Origin of the sequence: Actinosynnema sp. NPDC059797 (assembly GCF_042732085.1) — a bacterium.
GTDB lineage: Bacteria > Actinomycetota > Actinomycetes > Mycobacteriales > Pseudonocardiaceae > Actinosynnema.
In genome coordinates, this window is sequence record NZ_JBHWIE010000117.1 from 1 (window position 1) to 20,373 (window position 20,373).

At 69.5% G+C, this 20,373-nt stretch carries 21 protein-coding genes; 9 read left to right on the plus strand and 12 right to left on the minus strand.

What is annotated here, in order from left to right:
• Nucleotides 1-107 precede the first annotated feature (107 nt).
• Nucleotides 108-1,133, minus strand: coding sequence for a 6-phosphofructokinase (locus ACFV4N_RS23840; protein ID WP_499674792.1), 1,026 nt, complete (start codon nt 1,131-1,133; stop codon nt 108-110).
• A 143-nt stretch (nt 1,134-1,276) separates the two neighbouring features.
• Nucleotides 1,277-1,792, minus strand: coding sequence for a polyadenylate-specific 3'-exoribonuclease AS (locus ACFV4N_RS23845; protein WP_499674793.1), 516 nt, complete (start codon nt 1,790-1,792; stop codon nt 1,277-1,279).
• A gap of 393 nt (nt 1,793-2,185) precedes the next feature.
• Between ACFV4N_RS23845 and ACFV4N_RS23850 the strand changes: the two genes are divergently transcribed.
• The 5 genes from ACFV4N_RS23850 (at nt 2,186) to ACFV4N_RS23870 (ending at nt 8,056) form a co-directional block, all read left to right on the plus strand.
• On the plus strand, nt 2,186-2,677 hold the full coding sequence (locus ACFV4N_RS23850) for a hypothetical protein (protein ID WP_499674794.1): 492 nt from the start codon (nt 2,186-2,188) through the stop codon (nt 2,675-2,677).
• Between the two features lie 411 nt (nt 2,678-3,088).
• Nucleotides 3,089-3,826 (plus strand): hypothetical protein, encoded by a 738-nt coding sequence (locus ACFV4N_RS23855; RefSeq protein WP_499674795.1) that lies wholly within the window; start codon nt 3,089-3,091, stop codon nt 3,824-3,826.
• Nucleotides 3,827-4,345: 519 nt separating this feature from the next.
• Nucleotides 4,346-4,693 (plus strand): hypothetical protein, encoded by a 348-nt coding sequence (locus tag ACFV4N_RS23860; RefSeq protein ID WP_499674796.1) that lies wholly within the window; start codon nt 4,346-4,348, stop codon nt 4,691-4,693.
• Between the two features lie 297 nt (nt 4,694-4,990).
• On the plus strand, nt 4,991-5,263 hold the full coding sequence (locus ACFV4N_RS23865) for a hypothetical protein (protein ID WP_499674797.1): 273 nt from the start codon (nt 4,991-4,993) through the stop codon (nt 5,261-5,263).
• Between the two features lie 399 nt (nt 5,264-5,662).
• A complete protein-coding gene (locus tag ACFV4N_RS23870) occupies nt 5,663-8,056 on the plus strand; it encodes a hypothetical protein (RefSeq protein ID WP_499674798.1) in 2,394 nt (797 codons plus the stop codon).
• Nucleotides 8,057-9,003: 947 nt separating this feature from the next.
• Here the strand turns inward: ACFV4N_RS23870 and ACFV4N_RS23875 are convergent.
• Complete coding sequence (locus ACFV4N_RS23875; RefSeq protein WP_499674799.1) at nt 9,004-9,225, minus strand: GntR family transcriptional regulator; 222 nt, start codon at nt 9,223-9,225, stop codon at nt 9,004-9,006.
• Between the two features lie 143 nt (nt 9,226-9,368).
• Between ACFV4N_RS23875 and ACFV4N_RS23880 the strand changes: the two genes are divergently transcribed.
• Nucleotides 9,369-9,710 (plus strand): hypothetical protein, encoded by a 342-nt coding sequence (locus tag ACFV4N_RS23880; RefSeq protein ID WP_499674800.1) that lies wholly within the window; start codon nt 9,369-9,371, stop codon nt 9,708-9,710.
• A 2-nt stretch (nt 9,711-9,712) separates the two neighbouring features.
• Nucleotides 9,713-10,984: a tyrosine-type recombinase/integrase gene (locus tag ACFV4N_RS23885; RefSeq protein ID WP_499674801.1), complete on the plus strand. Its 1,272-nt coding sequence runs from the start codon at nt 9,713-9,715 to the stop codon at nt 10,982-10,984.
• Here ACFV4N_RS23885 and ACFV4N_RS23890 read toward each other — a convergent pair.
• Complete coding sequence (locus ACFV4N_RS23890; RefSeq protein WP_499674802.1) at nt 10,900-11,631, minus strand: lysophospholipid acyltransferase family protein; 732 nt, start codon at nt 11,629-11,631, stop codon at nt 10,900-10,902. The genes ACFV4N_RS23885 and ACFV4N_RS23890 overlap by 85 nt on opposite strands.
• 199 nt (nt 11,632-11,830) lie before the next feature.
• Between ACFV4N_RS23890 and ACFV4N_RS23895 the strand changes: the two genes are divergently transcribed.
• Nucleotides 11,831-12,316, plus strand: coding sequence for a hypothetical protein (locus tag ACFV4N_RS23895; protein WP_499674803.1), 486 nt, complete (start codon nt 11,831-11,833; stop codon nt 12,314-12,316).
• A gap of 113 nt (nt 12,317-12,429) precedes the next feature.
• Here ACFV4N_RS23895 and ACFV4N_RS23900 read toward each other — a convergent pair whose 3' ends face one another.
• The 8 genes from ACFV4N_RS23900 to ACFV4N_RS23935 are packed head-to-tail and all read right to left on the minus strand — an operon-like array spanning nt 12,430 to nt 18,417.
• A complete protein-coding gene (locus ACFV4N_RS23900; protein ID WP_499674804.1) occupies nt 12,430-13,365 on the minus strand; it encodes an anti-sigma factor RsbA family regulatory protein in 936 nt (311 codons plus the stop codon).
• Nucleotides 13,362-14,180, minus strand: coding sequence for an MEDS domain-containing protein (locus ACFV4N_RS23905; protein WP_499674805.1), 819 nt, complete (start codon nt 14,178-14,180; stop codon nt 13,362-13,364). Before ACFV4N_RS23905 ends, ACFV4N_RS23900 begins: the two co-directional genes overlap by 4 nt.
• 27 nt (nt 14,181-14,207) lie before the next feature.
• On the minus strand, nt 14,208-15,179 hold the full coding sequence (locus tag ACFV4N_RS23910) for an ROK family glucokinase (RefSeq protein WP_499674806.1): 972 nt from the start codon (nt 15,177-15,179) through the stop codon (nt 14,208-14,210).
• A 23-nt stretch (nt 15,180-15,202) separates the two neighbouring features.
• A complete protein-coding gene (locus tag ACFV4N_RS23915; RefSeq protein ID WP_499674807.1) occupies nt 15,203-15,571 on the minus strand; it encodes a hypothetical protein in 369 nt (122 codons plus the stop codon).
• A 5-nt stretch (nt 15,572-15,576) separates the two neighbouring features.
• Nucleotides 15,577-16,776: an ArsA family ATPase gene (locus tag ACFV4N_RS23920; RefSeq protein ID WP_499674808.1), complete on the minus strand. Its 1,200-nt coding sequence runs from the start codon at nt 16,774-16,776 to the stop codon at nt 15,577-15,579.
• Complete coding sequence (locus ACFV4N_RS23925) at nt 16,773-17,210, minus strand: SRPBCC family protein (RefSeq protein WP_499674809.1); 438 nt, start codon at nt 17,208-17,210, stop codon at nt 16,773-16,775. Before ACFV4N_RS23925 ends, ACFV4N_RS23920 begins: the two co-directional genes overlap by 4 nt.
• 26 nt (nt 17,211-17,236) lie before the next feature.
• On the minus strand, nt 17,237-18,025 hold the full coding sequence (locus ACFV4N_RS23930; RefSeq protein WP_499674810.1) for a metallophosphoesterase family protein: 789 nt from the start codon (nt 18,023-18,025) through the stop codon (nt 17,237-17,239).
• Between the two features lie 11 nt (nt 18,026-18,036).
• Nucleotides 18,037-18,417 (minus strand): polyketide cyclase / dehydrase and lipid transport, encoded by a 381-nt coding sequence (locus tag ACFV4N_RS23935; protein WP_499674811.1) that lies wholly within the window; start codon nt 18,415-18,417, stop codon nt 18,037-18,039.
• Between the two features lie 112 nt (nt 18,418-18,529).
• Here ACFV4N_RS23935 and ACFV4N_RS23940 point away from each other — a divergent pair, with 112 nt between their 5' ends.
• The gene (locus ACFV4N_RS23940; RefSeq protein ID WP_499674812.1) at nt 18,530-20,338 is read left to right on the plus strand and encodes an AMP-dependent synthetase/ligase; all 1,809 of its coding nucleotides are present in this window, start codon (nt 18,530-18,532) and stop codon (nt 20,336-20,338) included.
• Nucleotides 20,339-20,373: the final 35 nt, after the last annotated feature.

Sequence of the window (20,373 nt, forward strand, 5' to 3'; positions counted from 1 at the left end):
GTGCCTGAGTGGACGACACGCCGTGTCGGAGTGGAGGACACGCGATGTCTGAGTGGAGGACACGCGGGGTGGCACCCCGGACCTCGGGGTCCGGGGTGCCGGGAGGATCAGCCGAAGAAGACTTCGGCTTCCTGGTAGCGCTCCAGCGGGACGGTCTTCAGCTCCGCGGTGGCCTCGGACAGCTTCACGCGGACGATGTCCGTGCCCTTCAGGGCCACCATGACGCCGAAGTCGCCCTCGGCGACCGCGTCCACGGCGTGCAGGCCGAAGCGGGTGGCGAGCACGCGGTCGTAGGCGGTCGGGATGCCGCCGCGCTGCACGTGGCCCAGCACGACCGCGCGCGACTCCTTGCCGGTCCGCTCGGCGATCTCCTCGGCCAGCCAGGTGCCGACGCCGCCCAGGCGCACGTGGCCGAAGGCGTCCTTCTCACCGGAGTGCAGCACCTCGGCGCCGCCCTCGGGGATCGCGCCCTCCGCGACCACGATGATCGGGGCGTACTGGCGCTCGAACCGCCGCTCCACCCACTCGACGACCTTCTCGACGCTGAACTGGCGCTCGGGCACCAGGATCACGTTCGCGCCGCCGGCCAGGCCCGAGTGCAGCGCGATCCAACCCGCGTGCCGCCCCATGACCTCGACGACCAGGGCCCGGTGGTGCGACTCGGCCGTGGTGCGGAGCCGGTCGATCGCCTCGGTGGCGATGTGCACGGCGGTGTCGAAGCCGAACGTGTAGTCGGTGGCGCCCAGGTCGTTGTCGATGGTCTTCGGCACGCCCACGACGCCGATGCCGTCGTCGGTCAGCCGCTTCGCGACGCCCAGGGTGTCCTCGCCGCCGATGGCGATCAGCGCGTCGACACCGTTGTCCTTGAGCACCTGGCGGATCTTGTCGACACCGCCCTCGACCTTGTACGGGTTGGTGCGCGACGAGCCGAGGATGGTGCCGCCCCGGGTCAGGATGTCCTCGACGTCGGCGAGCCCGATCGGCTTGGTCAGGTTCTCGATCGGGCCCTGCCACCCGTTGCGGAACCCGAGGACCTCCCAGCCGTGGACCTCGACGCCCTTGCGGACGACGCCGCGGATGACGGCGTTGAGGCCGGGGCAGTCGCCACCGCCGGTGAGCACACCAATGCGCATTTGCTTAGCCAATCTCTCTCGTGGCGTGGGTCACCCAAGACTGACACGTGCTGGATCGGTGCAGCAAGCGAGGGTCCACCAACCGGACGGAGAACACACCGCGACGGTTGGGCAAAACCTCGGTTACGGCGTTCGGAACCGGGTCACGGCCGCGTGGGGAACCCGCGCTTGAGCCGTTCGACCTCGATCACCTTCCACCGCTCCAGGTTGTGCCGGGCGTCGGCCAGCGCGTCGTGCGCGTCGGCGGGCGGCTGCGGCAGGCGGGGCTTGCCCACGTCCTCCCAGCGCTGCCGCAGGTCCCGGGTGAACCGGGGCAGGCAGCGCGGCAGCGCGGGCATCGGGCCCCACAGCTGGGCCAGCGCGACGTGGTCGTAGGCGGCGAACCACGCCCACAGCTCGATGTCGTCCCGCTGGGCCTTCGGGCCGCCGAGGAAGTCCAGCAGGTCGTTCCTGATCCGCTCGCGGCTGCGCCACGCCCGGTCGGCGGGAGGGGGGAGCTGGTTCAGCACGTTGGCCCGCACCCACGGCCCGGCCTTCGCCGGGTCGAACTCCGTGGAGACGGCGTAGAACTCGCGACCCTCCTCGTCGACCACGCCGATGGAGACCAGGTCGATGGTGACCCCGTCCTCGATGAACTCACAGTCGTAGAAGAACCGCACCGCACCACCCTAGGTGCCGGTCAGCTCGCCTTCGCGAAGGGTCAACGGCCTGGCCGTATGCCGTCCTCGCCCGACCGCCGGGACGTCGGGCGTCCTTATAACTAGGACACATGGGGACATGTGACCCAGATCACTACAAGTAGCGATATATCGTTGACATGTCGTTAAGACGCTTACACCCTGACCAGGCGTTTTGTCAAGGGCGAGTTTGACAGGCTGTGTCATAATTAAGTTAGGAGCACAGTAAAAATCAGACGCTGAACGCCCCGTGATCCATAACCCGGTCACGGGGCGTTCGCATGTCTACACAAAGCCCGGTCGTCAGGTTCCGCCGCGACCGGGCTTTGTCATGCCCATAGTTCGAACCCATCATCACTGAATGGAGAAATGATCATGATCAACCCTGTCGTCTTGGCGGTCATCAATCGAGAGGTCTGGGACCGCGACGCCCGACAGATCGCACTGACGAATGCGTGGCAGCTCGGCGCTCAGACTGCCGATGAAGCTCGACTGATTGCCCGCCGGGCGATCGCCAGTCACCGGATTGCGGAACGGCGCTACTACAAGTACCACGGATACCCGACCGACACTGTCCCTGACCCGTCCGCCGGAAGGGACACCAGGCGGCCGGAATTCAGGCGGTGGACGGTCGGGGCCGGGATGCCCTGGGAGTTCGAGGACTCAACCGACGATGACGACCCCGCCGACCGCCTGACGGCCCTAGATCCGGCCGACCGTGAACTGTTGGTGGCATTCTTCGGCTATCGGACAGAACGCGACGCGGCGGCCGGTCTGAAGATCGCCAAGACCACTCTTCGCCGGAGGGTCGCGAAGGCGTTGGCCAGGGCGCGGGCGATCTTCGAAGTGGACCAACCGGCGTCCTAGTAGATAGAGGAACTTTTCCCGATCGCCTGGCCCGGTCTGCTGGGCACCCCTTCACCCTTCACCCTTCACCCGGCGACCTGCCGGGCGTCTCTTATTTACCCGATGACCTGTCGGGTCCCGACTACTTACCGAAGATAGGAGGTCACCTCCGCATGCCTGAATATCGACTGATCGACCGAACCACCCTCGACCGGGCCGTTGCGGTCGCCGGGGGAATTCAGCCGCTGTGCACTCTGCTGGGTGTCAGCCGAGACAGCTACTTCGCCTGGCGTTCCGGCGGTCGCGCGACCGCTGAACATGCCGACAGGGTTCGCGGCTTGGCTGCCGGAACACTGACGGCCCGTGTCATCTGGGTCAACCCGGACGGCCGGGTTGCCTAACCGTCACACCTACTGAAAGGAACATGATCAAATGACCAACACGAAGATTGACCCGGCCATTCTCGACCAGGCTGCCCAGATCGCTCAGGCATACGGCTATCGGTCCGGGAATGCTCAGCATGCGGCCGCCACGACTGCGAGTGAAATCCGATGGATCGCCGATGCCCTGGGCACCGATGCCGTCCTGACGGAAGACATCGCGGCGGCCGTTCAGGCTTACGACGATCGCCCCCAGATCGACCCCCCGACCGACGACGACGCGGCGACCGGGGACCTGATGACGCGGCTGCTGTTCGCAGTGGCCCGGTACTCCGACGCCATCCAAAAGTACAACCGGGCGGCCGACGATCAGGCAGCACAGGCTGTCTGGCGAGCCTGTGCCGGGGTGGTCGCGCGACTGAGGGCATCGGCTGTAGAGAAGTTGATCACCGACTTCACGACCCTCTACCCGGAAGCCCTGGCCGCCTACAGTCAGGCACCGTCCACTGTGGATCGTCTGGACATTCTCAGCGTGGACGACTTCGCCCGGTTGAAGGCCGCTCAGGAGATCGGCGCTCGGCTGGATGCCATGTGGCAGAAGGTCAACCGACTGGAGAGGGGCGTCCGATTCGAGACCGCGTCGGTCGTCCTCCCGGTCGATCAGAAGCCATCTGCCTTGGCCAAGGATGGCCTGCTGCTGGACGGTCAGACCCTCGGCTTCAGCCACCCGGTCGCCGAGGGCCTGGGCGTCGGGGCACCCAGCTACCAGGCGGACCGGGGTGGCCGATGACCGACGATGACGCCGCCAAGCGGCTTGGCGACGCGCTGAGGGCCGCCAGGGGGGCGGATAGTCCGGCCAGGGACAGTGAGGCTCTAGGCGACAAGCTGAGGGCCGTCCGGGGTCTTCCCGGCCGACCGGAGGCCAAGGCGGACCAGCCGACCCGTGAACCGGCTCCCCGACCGCGACCGCCCCGTGACCCTTCGGTCGGGGAGCCGGACGGTCCGGGAGGCGAGAAGGACGGTTGGCGTGAACGCCTTCGGTCGAGTTTCGAGGCGACCTGGGCCCCGCTGTAAGCCGATGACCTGAACCCGGCGGCCCGGTCAAGACAGACGGGCCGCCGGGTTTGGACTGATCGCATTTATTTACACATGCGAATGTGGCCAGGGTATTGACAATGGGGCTATATGACCCCCCCCCCCATTACCCACCCCCCGGGTAACGACTTCCTTCACGGACCCCTTGCCGTCCGTTTACTTACGTACGAATCACCCCATTTTTCGATCACCCCATGAAAGGGGGCACTTTGCCATGCCGACCGACGACCCGACCCCTGGGCAGCTCTGGAAAGCCCGTGTCCTCACCGTCTATGACTTCGAGTTCGAGGAGGAGGTTGACCAGATCGCAGACCTAATGGACCTCCGGGCACTCCTGATGGCCGAAGTTGCCGAGTTGCCCTCCCTGACCTCGACCGGATCAATGCGCCAGACGGTCACCCATCCCCACCTTGAGACCATCCGCCAACTAACCATCACGATTGCGAAGTTGACGCGAGAAGCCGGTATCGGGTCGCTTGACGACCAGGCCCCCGATAGCGCAACCGCCCGGTCGGATGCTGGCCGCGCCCTGGTCTCCCATCGCTGGAATCGGGGCCGCTAAATGGTCGGCCGTCGAAAGCAGCCCGACCGGGCGGCCGAATGGTCCGGGTTGACCTGGCGACAGATCGCCGGGAGGTACATGGATCTTCACCCAGATGCGCACGGTCGCTATGCCGTGGTTGCCGATGAGCTGATCTCTGCCCGACCGGACGACCAGGTTGACGGCCACATTCCCCTGTTGATCGGAATTTACGTGGCCAGGGTCGCCGGATGGTCGGTGACCCCTTCGCCCACACACGGGGACGTACATCCGGATGACCCCGTGACCTGGATAAACGACACCTAGAAAGGACGTGACATGGCGACAGTTGGAACGATCATGGACATTGCCGAACGTCGGTACGGATTCAAGATCACCGACCGTGCTCGGCAGCTCTACAATCTGGGATTCATTCATTCCCACGTCGTAGCCGCTTTCCTCGCGCAACGGGCAGCCGACCTGTTGGAGCGCGGAGATACCGAAGGCCGGGAGGCCCAGATCGCCCTTTGCCGGGCAGTCCGCCGCGCCGGTCGGAGGTATGGCGGAATCCTCCCCCTGACGACCGAAATCCGAGTTGACCCGAAGGACTGACCGAATGTTCGAGCCTGACCCCTACTACGACCGCGACGAATTCGACACTCCCACGACCAGCGATGACGAAGACCCTTGGCCCGGACAGCCTGCCTGTCCGGTCTGCGGCAACTGGCCCACTGATTGCCGTAGCCCCGTGACCGGCGACCCGTGCTATCTGCAAATCCCACCCCCCTTCGACCGATTGGAGGCCGACGATGAACGATTCTTCTGACGGCAAGTGCCCTAACGGCCATTCGCCCGACCGCATTCAGATCCGTCCGACCGGTGCCCGGGTCTGCCTCGGCTGTAAGGCCGCCTACCACCACCGTTGGTCCCGCAACCCGGCCGCCGTGCGCGTGGCCAACAAAGCCGCCAAGACCGCCAAGAGCACGAACCCTTATCATAAGGAGAACACCAATGGACATTCAGCGCGTTAAGGACCACCTGGTCAACATTGCCGATCGCCTGGGGCTCGACACCGAATCCGGCGACTCATTCCGGGGTGACTGCCCCGGCTGTCATGGTGCTCGGCAACCCCTCTACCTCCGACCGCACAACGACATGACGACCCTGGTATTCCGTTGCGGATCATGCGGTCGGGAGGGACCGGAATCCCTGTTGGCCGATGTCGGCCTGACCTGGGCTGACCTCGACGTGCCGCCGGACACCCTTCCGCCGTGCCGCTCAGCCGCCGAGTACGCCGAACGACGGTTCGACCTCACGGCCGACGACCTGGCGGCCCTGGGTGTCAAGGACGAAGGCGGTCGGATGTGGGTCCCCCTCCGCGACCACAACGGCCAGGAGATCGGGCGGCAGGGCCGCGACTACACGGGCGATTCGGCCGTCAAGTGGCTGTCCACCCGTGACCGCGACGCCTGGCCCATGGGCTTTCTGGGCACCGTTCGCCTCGACCGCCCGGTTGTGGTGACGGAGGGGCCGGGGGACGGTCTGACGGCCTGGCGACTGGGCTTCAACGCCTTCGTCGTCCTGGGTGCCGGACCGGCCGCCAACGACCCCCGGGTGACCGTGTTGGCCAGGGCCGCCGGGTTGCCGATCATCACGGCCTTCGATGCCGATGAACCGGGCCACCGGGCGACCGTTGCCCGTGACGAGTGGCCTGCCGTCCAGTGGCCCGACCATTGGGGGAAGTCCAAGGGGCGCAAGGATTTGACCGACTTCGCGGCCACCTACGGCGACCCCGCCACCCACGATCTGATCACGGCGGCCCGGCGACCGCGCCCCCGACTCAAGGCCACCGGCCAAAGGGCGATCCTGGACCTGGCCAACCTGGCGGTCGAGCGGCATCTAGACCTTGGCCTGTTCCGTCAGGGGGCAACGATCATGTCCCTGGTCCGCACGACCGAAGGCGGCACGCGATCGGCCGAGCTGAAGCCCGTGACCCCGGTCCGCCTGGCCGCGCTGGTGGCTGAACAGGTGGACGTCTACCGGGAGGTTCCGCGAAAGGGTGACGACGGTCAGGAGGCGTGGGACGAACAGGCTATGGAGACCGTGGGCGATTCGGTCGCGGCACGGGCTCTCCAGACTGACGCCATCCTCGGTATCCCGGCCGTCAGGGCACTGGTAAGCCGCCCTGTCTTGCTCCCTGACGGCTCGATCCTCTCGACCGAGGGCTACCACGCCGATCAGGAAGTGATCTACGCCCCGGCCCGACCGCAAGGCACCATGCCAACGGTCGATGAGGCGCGGGACTACATCCGGCAGTTGACGCGCGACTTCCCGTTTCGGTCGGAGGACGACCGGGGGCGGTTCGTCGGGGCGTTGATCATGCCCGCTGTCCGGGCGTACGTCGCGGGAGGTCTGGGCCGTGGGTTGGCCATGCCGGGAGTCGTCATCACGGCCAGTACGCCGGGCACCGGGAAGTCTTACCTGGCAACGCTTCTACAGGCTCCCTACTGCCCGGTGTCGAGCGGTCGGGATGCGGCGGCAGGGAAGACCGGGGATGAGGTGAGAAAGTGGATCTCTACCAAGTTGTTGGGCAGTGACGCCGTGATCGCCGTGGACAACGTCCGGACGGGCGCGAAGTTCGGCGGCCCGGAGATCGACGCCCTGTTGACCGCGTCCACGTGGCAAGACCGGACGCTGGGCTCCAATCAGGAAGTCAGGGCGCTCAATGATCGGCTATGGGTGTGGTCGGGTAATAACATCGCCCCGGAAGGCGACACCGCCGACCGCGTCATCCATGTCCGCCTGGACCTCGACACCGGCAACCCGGCCGCGCGGGACACCTCGACGTTCGCGGTCGGGGATCTGGAGGCCCACTTGACCCAGGAGAACCGCGACCGGCTACTCATGTCGATCTTGGCTCTGGCGAAGGGATGGCATGACGACGGGGCACCGGTCGGTGAGGGCAACTGGCGGTCGTACAGCCGGTTGGTCCAGACCGTTGACGGCATCCTGTCCTGGGCCGACCTTGGCCGGTTCAAGGCGACAGACGGTCGGGTGGACACGGGTGAGGACGACGGGGACGCCGACTGGGAAGCGTTCTTCACCGCGCTGTATGAGTCCGGCCGGGGATGGTCCTCGACGGAGTTGGCCGAAGTCGCCGGGCGGCCGGGTGATCCGGTCGGGCAGGCAGCCGCCCACGTTATCCGCCCGGCGAACGGCAGTCAGGTGACCCGGGCCTACGCGGCGACCGTGCTACGCGGCCGACTGGATGCCGTGATCGGTCGGTTGAAGTTGGTCCAGTGGCCCGATGCCCAGCGGCGACCGCGCAACTGGGCCGTCATCGACACCGCCACCCGTCAGCCGGGCGGACCGGCGGTCAGCTCGACCGACGACATGCCGCTCTGATGACCCCGGTCGGGGTGCTCCACTTGCTCCGTTACCGCTCCACTTGGCGGCCGAAGTAGTGGAGCGCCCCTGACCTGGGACGATGGAAATGGGTAACGCTCTGACCTGCAACGATGGAATTTGCTCCACTTGCTCCACTTCTTTTCTGACTCTGGAGAAGATGAGAAGTAACCCCGTCCCCTCGACCGGGATGGCCTGCTGCCCGCTATCCCGGCCGAAGTAGTGGAGCAGTGGAGCAGACCGGGTAAAACCCCAGGTCAGCTATCAAGATCCCCGGAAAACCCCAGGTCAGGCCGCTCCACTACCTCAGTCGAGTAGTGGCGCAAGTAGTGGAGCAGCGGAGCGCTGTTTGCTAACGGGAATGCCATCGGGTCGACTACGGCGGGTGACCTAGGTCTCTCGGTGTCTAAGACATCCGCAATGGGATGGCTCGACGATCAAAGCTTTGGCACCGAACGGCACTGAAGTAAACGATCTTGGCACCGAACGTGGCACCGAAGCTGACCTGCTGGAACTGATGGAACCGAACGAATGTTGGTGTTGGAACGACTAGACCCCTCCCGACCGCCCCGGCGACCCTCACCATCGGTCGTCCTGGCCGCCGGGCAAAGGTCGCCGATCGTTCGGTGCCATCGGTTCCAGCAGGTCAGCTTTAGCTCCGCTTCGGTGCCAGCGATCTTGTGTCCGGTTCGTCCGGTTCCAGCGCGACATTACCGAGAGTCGCCAGGCGGCCGGCCATCATCCCTCTAGATGGAAACCATTGTCATCTGGAGTGCGGCCCTGTTAGACGGGAACCGTTGTCACTACGGGTCACACAGACCGGCCGAAGATCGCGGGCATGCCGATACCCCGGGCCGGGATTTCAGGCCGTCTACGTAAAGGGGACACCGCCCCGACCAGGCATTACAGAAATCGGCTGACCTGGGGTTTTAGGTCGCACGGCGGCCCTACTTGACGAAGGTCCCTCGACCGTGAAGCCGGACCACTTTGTCACGCTCCGCCAGGTCTGCGATCGCCCGGCGAACCGTCATCCGGGCCACGCCGTAGATGACGGCCAGCTCGGCTTCACTCGGCAGCCGGGAGCCTGACGGCAGGTCACCCGCGTCGATCTCGGCGGCCAGGTCGTCCGCAACCTGTTGCCAGATGAACCGCGCGGCCTGGTGGTCCACGCGATCGGCCCGACTGCTCCAAGACACGACGGCCACAGTAGACAGCCGTTGACCAGCACAAACGATGTGATACGTCACTAAAGGTCTATAGACGTCTACTCTGTAGCCGCCCGTAGTTCGGCGGACACGGAACAGGAGGACCGGTGACGATCGAAGATCAGCACCCGGCGATACGGCGGCTTGCTGCCCTTGGCCCGGCGGGATGGGGGTTCGTCCACCAGAGGGACGAAGAGACGGATGAGGTCGTCCGGATCACGGCGTTTTTCCAGTGGCCAAGCGGCCCGCTCGACTGCGTCCGGATCGACAGCCCTGATCATGCGTTTGCCTTGCGGTCGGATGGGGGCGACCCGCCACGGATCATGTGGGAATTCGTCGGCACGGTCGCGGAGGCCGTTGACCGGATCATGGACCTACCGCCCCCGACCCACCGTTATGCGCCCCGCTCGACCGGACGACTGGCCCCCGGCCCGAAGGATGAGGCGTAACCATGGCGTCGATTGATCCCCCGAAGGCGAATGGGCGGACGAAGGTCCGGTGGTGGGCGAACGGGCGGCAGAAGTCGAAGACGTTGCCCGACATGGAGTCGGCCAAGCGGTTCAAGGCTGCCCTTGAAGGCGACATGGTGAACGCCACCTGGATTGACCCCAGGGCCTCGACCGTGAGCGTCCGGGAGTACGGCGAACGGTGGTTCAACTCTCTGACCCTCAAGGAATCGACCTTGGAAAGTAAGGAGGGCATCCTCCGCAACCACATCTATCCAGTGTTCGGAGACCTGCCGCTGTCTGCGGTCAACACTTACATGATCAACACATGGATCACCACGTCGTTGGAGACGAAGGCCAGGGGGTCGGTAACGCTTCACTGCAACGTGCTGTCCGGCATCTTCGCGGCAGCCGTGACCGAAGGCGTGATCAAGACCAATCCCACAGTCGGCATGAGGCGACCGGGCTTCGAGTACAAAGAGCAACAGTTCTTGACGCTTGAGGAGTCCTGGCGGCTGATCGACAACGCTCCCCCGGCGATCCGGGCAATGGTCGCCCTGGCGATCTTCGGCGGGTTGCGGTTCGGGGAACTGTCGGCCCTTCGTCGCCGGGATGTGTCGGTCGAGAGTTCACAGGTCCGTGTGCAACGGACGGCCATCTATGCCCGGCGGCGGTGGCACTTCACTCCCCCGAAGACGAAGTATTCACGGCGGACGGTCACCGTTCCCCGGTCGGTGGCGGCCCTGATCGGTGAGCACATGTCCGCCTTCACACCGGACAACCCTGATGCCCTGGTGTTCGGCCACCCGACCGGGATGCCCTATCAACGGGGTGCGTTTCGGCTGATGTTCTGGTTGCCGCTGATCGAGCGGGCAGGGCTGCCAGGTCTGCGGTTCCACGACCTTCGGCACACGTTCGTCAGTCTGTGGGTGGCGTTGGGTCGGAACCCGAAAGAGGTCAGCCGGGCCGCCGGTCATTCGTCCGTGTCGTTCACCCTCGACCGGTACGGGCATCTGTACGACGAAGGCCAAGACGGCCTGGCTGACGCTCTGGACGCTCTGGTGACCCCGGGACACCTGGGGACACGGAACGGGGCTGTCCGGCCGTCTGAGGGCGCGGGAAGCCTGGTCGCTGGTGGCTTCGGGGCGGCCCTAGTCGTAGAAGAACCGCACCGCACCACCCTAGGTGCCGGTCAGCTCGCCTTCGCCTCGGGCAGGCGGTCGGGCCGCTCCGGGGCCTTCCCGTCGCCCTGGACCTCCTTGGCCTTGGCCGCGTAGACGTCCACGTACTCCTGGCCGGACAGCTCCATCAGCGCGTACATGATCTCGTCGGTGATCGAGCGCAGCACGAACCGGTCGCCGGACAGCCCCTCGTACCGGGAGAAGTCGAGCGGCTTGCCGATCTTGATCCGGATCGGGTACGGCCGCCACATCTTCGAGCCGATGGGGTTGGCCTTGTCCGTGCCGAACATCGCCACGGGGATCACCGGCGCACCGGACTCCAGCGCGATCCACGCGACGCCGACCTTGCCCTTGTAGAGGCGGCCGTCGGGGCTGCGGGTGCCCTCGGGGTAGATGCCGAGCAGCTTGCCCTCGCGCACGATCCGCACGCCCGTGTCCAGCGCGCTCTGGGCCGCCGACGCGCTGGACCGGTCGATCGGCACCTGGCCGACGCCGGAGAAGAACCAGCGCTTGAACGCCCCCTTGAACCCCTTCCCGGTGAAGTACTCGATCTTGGCCGGGAAGGTGACCCGGCGCGAGAGCTTCAGCGGGAGGAAGAACGAGTCGGAGACCGCGAGGTGGTTGCTCGCCAGGATCGCCCCGCCCTCGGCGGGGATGTTCTCGGCACCCTCGATGATCTTGGGCCGGAAGAACAGGTTCAGGAGCGGCCCGAGAAAGATGTGTTTCATCAACCAGTAGAGCACCGCTGGGAGCGCCTCCTCGACGTGCTTGATCCCCGACGTCAGCCTACGGAGCCGACGGCCCAAACCACAACGAAGCCCGGCGCGCACGCGGTACGGTCGAAGTCGTCGCCCGGCTGTCGTACCCGCAACGCGACGGGCACGTGGGACGATGGAACTCCTGGACCCGCCTGTCACGGCTTCGGAGGGGTGGAGCACGCCGATGAACTCCCGACGCGACTCTACCGACGGCCCCGAGGACGTCGACGCCACCTTCGCCGAGATCGTGGCCGGGCTGGAGCGCGAGGGCGTGGGCAAGCGCGCCTGGTTCGACGACGAGGACGAGCAGGACGAGTCGGAGGACGAGGCCGAGCCCGCCCGCCCGGTGCGGCCCGAGGGGCAGCCGGCCGTGGCCACGGTCGAGGACGACCCCGCGGACGCCGACGACGACCCGGACGACCCCGACAACCACTACGTGCCGCCCGACCCGCCCCCGCTGCCCGCGCTGCGGCCCGGCACGATCGCCGCGCTGCTGGTGATCCTGCTCGGCGTGGTGGTGCTGCTGTTCCCCGGCCTGTTCGGGCTCAGCGGCGTGGTCGGGACGCCGCTGGCGCTGATCGTCATGTGCTCCGGCGCGGGGTGGCTGGTGCTGCGGATGCGCAACGGCCCGCCGCCGGACTCCGGGTGGGACGACGGGGCCGTGCTCTGAGCGGGCTCCCCGCCGTGCCCTGAGCGGCTCCGTGCTCTGAACGGCCCCCGCCCGTGCCCTGAACGGCTCCCGCCCGTGCGTCGAACGGACCCCGCCGTGCCCTGGGCGAACCTCTAGGCGCCGCCGACGACCATCCGGACGGTGAAGCCGTTCGCGTCCCGGCTCAGGGACACCTCGCGGCACGTCCGGTGGGCCAGCCACAGGCCCAGGCCCGCGGTCGTGGTGCGCTCCGTGGGCACCAGGCCCGCGGTCGGCGAGTCCGGGCCCTCGCCCCGGTCGGAGACGGCCACCACGACGTGCGCGTCGTCCGCCCAGATGCGCAGCCGCGCCGGCGGCTTGCCGTGGGTGAGGGCGTTGGTCACGGCCTCGCTCGCGGCGTAGACGATGTCGTCCAGCTCGTCCATGGTCAGGCGGGTGGCCACGCAGGCGGCCGACACGGCGTGCCGCGCCTCCGCCGGGCTCGGGTCCAGCAGGTCCACCAGCGGGTGCTCGACCTCCAGCGGGTCCTGCTCGGGCGCCGGCCAGGTCCAGGACCCTCGGTAGTCGGGGTTGGCCAGGTGGCTGCCGCCCGAGCCCGCCACCCTGGGGTGGGCGCGCAGGACGTCCGCCAGCACGTCGGCGGGCGTGGTCCGCAGGTCGTAGGGGCACAGGCCCCACAGGGGGAGCTCGGCGAAGACGTCGTTGATCGCGGCCTCGTAGCGGGACCACCAGCCCCAGGGGGCGCCCGTGCCGGTGTGCGGCACCTCACCCAGCACGCGGATCTGCGCGGCCCCGGCGTACTCGGCGAAGATCCTCCGGTAGTCCAGGATCGTCTCGGTGGGCCGGGCGTACTGGTCGGCGGCGGGCAGGAAGCGGATGGCCGAGGGGTCCGAGACCCGGTCGCGGAGGAGCCGCTCGTTGACCGCGCCGCACGCGACCAGCACCGGCTCGCCGGCCGACACGCCCTCGTCGAGGAACGGCACGACCAGCGCCTGGAAGTCGTCGTCGCTGCCGTAGAACGCGGTCTCGTGGTAGTAGCCCTCGTGCCCGCGGGCCGCTCCGGTCCTCATTCGGCCTCCACCTTCAGCCCGGGCACGCCCACCAGCCCGGCCAGCCGCGCCGGACCGGGGCGCCGCGTGCGCAGCACCACGTCGCCGTCCGCGGCACGGGACAGCGCGAACAGCGCGTGGTGGTCGATGAAGTCCAGGGACGAGGCGTCCACGACGACCGGGCCGCCGTCGGCGCGCAGGTCGGCGCGGTCCAGGGCGCGGGCGAAGGTCTCGCGGCTGTCCAGGTCCAGCTCGCCGTCCAGGGCGACCCGCGCGTGGGGCACCGCGTAGAGCCGGAACGGGGAGCCGCCCGCGCCGGCCGGGTGCAGGCAGGCCAGCTGGCCGATGGCCGACTCGGGCAGCTCGTTCCGGTTGTAGGCGCACATCGCCGCGAACGGCCGGCCCGCCATGTACCGGTCGACCAGGTGCTCGTACCGGCAGAACGCGTCCAGCGCCTCGTCGCCGCGGACCATCGGGGTGGCCTCGGCGGCCACGCGCAGGCCCGAGAAGCCGGCGGCCAGCGCGGCCTCGGTGGCGGCGGCGTAGGTGGCGACCTGCTCGGCCGGGGTCACCGCGTCGCCCTCGCCGTAGGTGTCGTCGATCGACACCACGCGCAGCGCGCCGGACCCCAGGGCCTCGCCCAGCTCGGTGACGTGGGACAACAGCTCTTCGGTGGGACCTTCCGAGACGTACCAGCACTGCTGGCCCAGGGCCAGCCCGTCGGCCAGGAACTCGACGGCGCGCCGGCGGAATTCCGCGGGGTCGTCGTAAGGCCAGCAGATGTGGTCGTGCAACCCCAGTCCTCTGGTGGCGTCGAGGACGCCGGAGGTGCGCATTCCGCGATGTTACGCCGAGGGAGGCCCTCAGCGGACCCGCCCGTTGCGAGCGGTCCTCGACGCGACCTCCCGCGCGAGGGTGGCGACGCCGACGATGCCCGCGTCGTCGCCGAGCTGGGCCGTGCGGATACGGGCCAGCGGGCGGTGGCCGGCGCCGGTCACCACCTCGGCGTAGCGCTCGCGGGCGTCGTCGAGGAACAGCGGCGCGGACTCGGACACGCCGCCGCCGATGACCACCACCTCGGGGTCGTACACGTCGGCGACCAGGGCCAACCCGTCCCCGAGCCACCGCGCCAGGTCGGCCACGGCGCGCTGCGCCAGCGGGTCGCCGTCGCGGGCCGCGCCCGCCACCCGGCGACCGGTCACCTTGCGGGGGTCGTCCGCGGCCTCCCGGGCCAGCACGGTGGACACACCGGGGTGGCGGGCCAGCAGCTCCACGGCCGTGGTGCCCAGGGCGGTGCCGCTGCAGTAGCGCTCCCAGCAGCCGTTCTTGCCGCACGGGCAGGGCCTGCCGTCGGGCACGAGCCGCAGGTGGCCCAGCTCGGGCGCGACGCCGTGCGCGCCGCGGAACACCTCGCCGTCGACCAGCAGCGCTCCCCCGATACCGGTGCCCAGGGCCACCAGGGCGGCGACCCGGGCGCCCCGTCCGGCGCCGAAGCGGTGCTCGCCCAGGGCGGCGGCGTTCGCGTCGTGCTCCAGGACCACGGGCAGTCCCACGCGCCGGGCGATCCGCTCGGCGACCGGCGCCCGCCGCCACGCCAGGTGCGGCGCGAACAGCACGGTGCGCCGGTCGGGCGCGACGAAGCCCGCGACGGCCAGGCCGACCGCCGACACGGGGTGCCGGGACGCCAGCTCGGCGACCGCCGCGCCGATCGCCTCCTCCAGCGCCTCCTCGCCGGCCGGCGTGCCCGCGCGGGCCGTGTCGAGGACCGCGCCGTCGCCGTCCACGACGCCCGCGCGCACGCTGGTGCCGCCGACGTCGACCCCGACGGTCAGCACCGGTCCGCCCGAGCCCGACCCGCCTAGCACCGGTTCCGCCGGACGACGGGGATGTGCTGGACGCGCGGCTTGGCGGGGCCCTCGGCGCCCTCGGGTTCCCCGGACCGCTCCGACCGCTCGCCGGCAGGTGCTGGCGCGGCCGGTTCGGTCAGCGCGGCCCGCAGCACGGCGATCAGGCCCGCCACGTGCTCGGCGGCCTTGGCGGCCAGCTCCGAGCGGTCGCCGCGCACCAGCGCCGCCGCGTTGCACAGCGGGCACCAGCCGCAGGTCCCGCTGTCGTGCCCGCCCTGCTCGGCCACCCGGTGCAGCCAGGGCTGGGCCCGTTCGGCGGCGGCGTCGAGCAGCAGGCGCAGCTCCTCGACGAGCGTCGGGTCGGCAGGCTTCCGGTCCACTCGCCTCACCGCATCCACAGGTCGGGGTCGGGGGCGAACCGCACCGCCAACCCGGTGTCGTCCAGCTCCGCGCCGGTCACCGCGCAGCGCTGGAGCAGCGACGGCAGCGCGATCAGCTTGCGCCTGCCGTCCACGGTGACGGCCAGCTCGTCGCCCACCCGGGCCAGGTCCAGGTCCGAGTCGCCCACGCGCAGCGCGAGGCGCAGCGTGTACTCCAGCTCGCCGGTGCGCTCGACCTCCAGCAGCGGCCCGTCCGGCGCGCCGCCCTCCAGCGGGTCGCGGTCGCCGTAGAGGCCGTCGGCGACGTCCAGCAGGGCCGCGGGGCCGACCGGTTCGGCCGCCCGGTGCTCGACGGTGCGCACGTCGCCCAGGTCGGACAGCTCGGCCAGCACGGCGTCCTGCTCGGCGCGGCGGGTGCGCAGCCAGCCGGCCGCCGGCCCGGTGTCCGCGTCGGTGACCGGGCGCGGCACGACCCGGTTGGCGACCACGCCGTCGACCCGGATGCCCTGGAGCGCGAGCGCGGTGACGGTGCGGCGGGTCTCGGCGGCGACCACCCGCTCGGGGGTCAGCACGAGCCGGACGCCGGTGGACGGCGAGGTCAGCAGGTCGCGCAGCTGCTCCAGGCTCTCCGCGAGCCTGCCGAGCGCGTCGGCGGTGGCGTCCCAGCGCTCCACCGAGGCGCTGCCCGCGACACCCGCCAGCAGGCCGCGCACCACGCGCCGGTGGGTCGGGAACAGCCGCTCCAGGTAGGAGGCGAACGCCTCGGGCAGGGCCAGCAGGCGCAGGGTCTCGGCGGTGGGGCCGCAGTCGACGACCACCACGTCCCACGTGCCGGCGCAGGCCAGGCGCCGCACCTCGGAGAGCGCGAGCAGCTCCTCCACGCCGGGCAGCACGGTCAGCTCCTCGGCGTCCAGCTCGTCCACGCCCGCGCCGGCGAGCACGGTCCGCAGGTGGCCGCGCAGGTCGCGCCACGCGTCGTCGACGAGGGCGCGGGGGTCGATCTGCGCGGCGTGCAAGCCGTGCTCGACCTCGGTGACGTGCGCGGACAGCGGCGCGCCGAGCGCGTCGCCCAGCGAGTGCGCCGGGTCGGTGGACACGACCAGCGCCTTGCGCCCGCCGGCGGCGAGCGCGACGGCGGTGGCGGCGGCCAGGGTCGTCTTGCCGACCCCGCCCTTGCCGGTGAACAGCAGCAGCCGGGCGGTCACCGCGCGTTTTCCACCCGCCGCTTGAGCTCCTTGAGCGCCGTGTCCATGATCATTTTCTCGGCCTTGCGGCGGAACAGGCCGATCATCGGCACCACGAGCTGGACCGACAGCGTGTAGGTCACCTCGGTCGAGCCGCCTTTCGGGCTCAGCACGTAGGCGCCCTCCTGCGACTTCTGCATCTGGCCCCGCACCAGGTGCCACGAGATGCGGTCCGCCGACCACTCGTCGTAGGCGAGCACGTACTCGTCCTTGATCGGGCCCTGGTCGATGTTGAACTTCACCTGGGCCGCGCGGCCGTCCGCCCCGGTCTCCAGCACCTCGGTGCGCTTCACGCCGTTGGCCCACTCGGGGTAGGCGTCGAAGTCGGCGATGACCGCCACGATCTCCTCGGGCGTCGCGTCGATGACGATGGACTGGGTGGACTCGTCGGCCATGCGGGGAGGCTACCCGGTGGTTGGGCTCACCAACGCAGCACGTGGGGCGTGCCGGTGCGCTGGAAGTGGCCGACGTTGACGCACTCGGTCCAGCCCAGTCGCACCCGCCTGGCCAGCGGCTGGTGGACGTGCCCGAACACCGACCACCGGGGCCGCCGGCGCCCGATCACCCCGACCAGCGACGTGGAACCGCGCTCGGGCCTGCGGGCGACCACGTCGTAGGTCAGCTCGGGCACGGCGGGCGGCACGTGCGTGCACAGCACGTCCACCTCGCCCAGGGCCTCCAGCGCCGCGCCGAAGTCCTCCTCGGTGCGCAGGTAGGGCCGCCACGGCGCGCGCCGGTTGGGCACGAACCCCCGGTCGAGCACCGCGCCGCCGGCGAAGCCGAACCGCAGGCCGCCGATCTCGGCGGTCGCCCCGTCGAGCACGTGCACGCCGTCGCCCGCGAACAGCGGCCACAGGGACGGGTCGTCGACGTTGCCGGGCGTGGCGTAGGTGGGCGCGCTCATCGCCGCGAACAGCTCGGTGTACTGCTCCAGGATCGCCTCCCGGACCACCTCGGCGGCGTTGTCCAGGCCTTCCCACAGCGAGCGCATGTAGCGGACGGTCTCCGCGCCGACGTGCCCGCGCCGCAGCCGGGCGAACACCTCGACCTTCTCCCGGCCGAACACCCGGCCGAGGATCCCCTTGCCGTGGTCGTAGTAGTCGACGAAGTCGACCAGGTCACCCAGGACCACCAGGGCGTCCGCGCCGTCACCCGCGCGGGCGAGGGCCTCCGCGTTGCCGTGGACATCAGAGACGACGTGAACCCGCACGGGTGAGGAATCTACGGCAGGGCGGGCGCGACACCCGGCGGCCGACCGGCCTCCAGGGTCGTCTTCAGGCCCAGGGAGACCTCCTTGGCGGCCAGCTGGCGCCGCCGCACCTCCCGCCGCACGCGCCCGGGGGACGGGTCGCCGGGCAGGTCCGCGCGGAGGAAGTAGTGCAGCAGGGTGCCGTCCAGGACCGGCTCCAGCCACACCTCCATCGTCCCGACCAACGCGCCGCCGACCGTCCAGCGCAGGCCCTGGATGCCCCGATCGGCGTATACATCGAGGGTGAGATCGGGCCAGAACCCGCGCCAGGACGCCGGCTCCGCGAAGGCCGCCGCGACCACGGCCGGGGGCACCGCGAGGAAGGTCTCGTCCACGACGTCAACGCTGGGCACGGGAGGGAAGAGTGCCACGACACGGTCACGGAACCATCGCCCGGCCTGGTGTATCGCCGGAATCACAGGCTAAGTTTCCCCACCGGTAACAAACAACCGTCCGGAGGTTGACGTGCGCGAGTTCAGCGTCCCCGCCACCGCCACTGTGGCTGCCGAGGAGAACCTCACCGACATGGTGTGGGCGAACGCGGAGCGCTTCGGCAACGCCGTCAGCTTCCGCCGCCGCATCGACGGCACGTGGGTGGACCTGACCGCCCGCGACTTCGCCGCGCAGGTCCTCGCGGTGGCCAAGGGGCTGCTCGCGGCGGGGCTCCAGCCCGGCGACCGCGTCGGCCTGATGTCGAAGACCCGCTACGAGTGGACGCTGCTCGACCTGGCCATCTGGCACGCGGGCGGCGTCGTGGTGCCCATCTACGAGACCTCGTCGGCCGAGCAGGTCGAGTGGATCCTGTCCGACTCCGCGGCCAAGGCCGTGTTCGTGGAGACCGCGGCGCACCGCGCGCTGCTGGAGCCGGCCCTCGGCGGCCTGCCCGAGCTGGAGCACGTGTGGCAGGTCGAGGGCCCGTCCGGCGACGCCGGCGGCGCGATCGACGAGCTGACCGGGCTGGGCGCGTCGGTGGCCGACGAGGACGTGCACGCCCGCCGCAAGGGCGTCGCCGCGGACGACACCGCGACCATCGTCTACACCTCGGGCACCACCGGCAGGCCCAAGGGCTGCGAGCTGACCCACCGCAACCTGCTGTCGGAGATCCGCGCGGACATCACCGCGTTCCCGCGGCTGATGCAGGCGGGCAACTCGCTGCTGCTGTTCCTGCCCCTGGCCCACATCCTGGCCCGCGCCATCGCGCTGACCAGCGTCTACGCCCGGGTCACGCTGGGGCACACGCCGGACGTGAAGAACCTGGTCGAGGACCTCCAGTCGTTCCGGCCCACGTTCGTGGTGGCCGTGCCGCGCGTGTTCGAGAAGGTCTACAACGGCGCGAAGCAGAAGGCGCACGCGGGTGGCAAGGGCAAGATCTTCGACGCCGCCGAGGCGACCGCCGTGGCCTACAGCCAGGCGCTGGACGGCGGCGGCGCGGGCCTGGGCCTGAAGATCAAGCACGCGGTGTTCTCGAAGCTGGTCTACAGCAAGCTCCAGGCGGCCCTGGGCGGCCGGTGCGTGGCGGCGGTGTCCGGCGGCGCGCCGCTGGGCGAGCGGCTGGCGCACTTCTTCCGCGGCGTCGGCGTGCCGGTGCTGGAGGGATACGGCCTGACCGAGACCAGCGCGGCGGCGTGCGTCAACACGGAGGCGGCGTTCCGGGTGGGCACGGTCGGCCGCCCGGTCTCGGGCACCTCGGTGCGCATCGCCGAGGACGGCGAGATCCTGATCAAGGGCGACGTGGTGTTCCGCAGCTACTGGAACAACGAGAGCGCCACCGCCGAGGCCCTGGAGGACGGCTGGTTCCACACCGGCGACCTCGGGCAGTTGGACGGCGACGGCTACCTCAAGATCACCGGCCGCAAGAAGGAGATCATCGTCACCGCGGGCGGCAAGAACGTCTCCCCCGCCGTGCTGGAGGACCGGCTCCGGGCGCACCCGCTGATCAGCCAGTGCATGGTGGTCGGCGACGCGCAGCCGTTCATCGGGGCGCTGATCACCATCGACCCCGAGTTCTTCCCCACGTGGAGGGAGCAGAACGGCAAGCCGGCGTCGGCCACCGTGGCGGAGCTGGTGGACGACCCGACGCTGCGCGCCGAGATCCAGGCGGCCGTGGACGAGGCCAACGGCGCGGTGTCCAAGGCGGAGGCGATCAAGAAGTTCCGCATCCTGCCGGTGGACTTCACCGAGGCGGGTGGAGAGATGACGCCGAGCCTGAAGCTGCGCCGCTCGGTGGTGGCCAGCACCTACAAGCAGGACATCGAAGCCATCTATGCGGGCTGAGGTCTGAAGGCCCGATATAGACGTGTGGCCCGCAC

What these genes read in the sequence shown, in the direction of transcription:
- ACFV4N_RS23885 (WP_499674801.1), top strand. Translation starts at nt 9,713, where the DNA reads ATGGCGTCGATTGATCCCCCGAAGGCGAATGGGCGGACGAAGGTCCGG.
- ACFV4N_RS23860 (WP_499674796.1), top strand. Translation starts at nt 4,346, where the DNA reads ATGCCGACCGACGACCCGACCCCTGGGCAGCTCTGGAAAGCCCGTGTC.
- ACFV4N_RS23870 (WP_499674798.1), top strand. Translation starts at nt 5,663, where the DNA reads ATGGACATTCAGCGCGTTAAGGACCACCTGGTCAACATTGCCGATCGC.
- ACFV4N_RS23865 (WP_499674797.1), top strand. Translation starts at nt 4,991, where the DNA reads ATGGCGACAGTTGGAACGATCATGGACATTGCCGAACGTCGGTACGGA.
- ACFV4N_RS23925 (WP_499674809.1), bottom strand. Translation starts at nt 17,210, where the DNA reads ATGGCCGACGAGTCCACCCAGTCCATCGTCATCGACGCGACGCCCGAG.
- ACFV4N_RS23855 (WP_499674795.1), top strand. Translation starts at nt 3,089, where the DNA reads ATGACCAACACGAAGATTGACCCGGCCATTCTCGACCAGGCTGCCCAG.
- ACFV4N_RS23850 (WP_499674794.1), top strand. Translation starts at nt 2,186, where the DNA reads ATGATCAACCCTGTCGTCTTGGCGGTCATCAATCGAGAGGTCTGGGAC.
- ACFV4N_RS23900 (WP_499674804.1), bottom strand. Translation starts at nt 13,365, where the DNA reads ATGAGGACCGGAGCGGCCCGCGGGCACGAGGGCTACTACCACGAGACC.
- ACFV4N_RS23895 (WP_499674803.1), top strand. Translation starts at nt 11,831, where the DNA reads ATGAACTCCCGACGCGACTCTACCGACGGCCCCGAGGACGTCGACGCC.
- ACFV4N_RS23840 (WP_499674792.1), bottom strand. Translation starts at nt 1,133, where the DNA reads ATGCGCATTGGTGTGCTCACCGGCGGTGGCGACTGCCCCGGCCTCAAC.
- ACFV4N_RS23905 (WP_499674805.1), bottom strand. Translation starts at nt 14,180, where the DNA reads ATGCGCACCTCCGGCGTCCTCGACGCCACCAGAGGACTGGGGTTGCAC.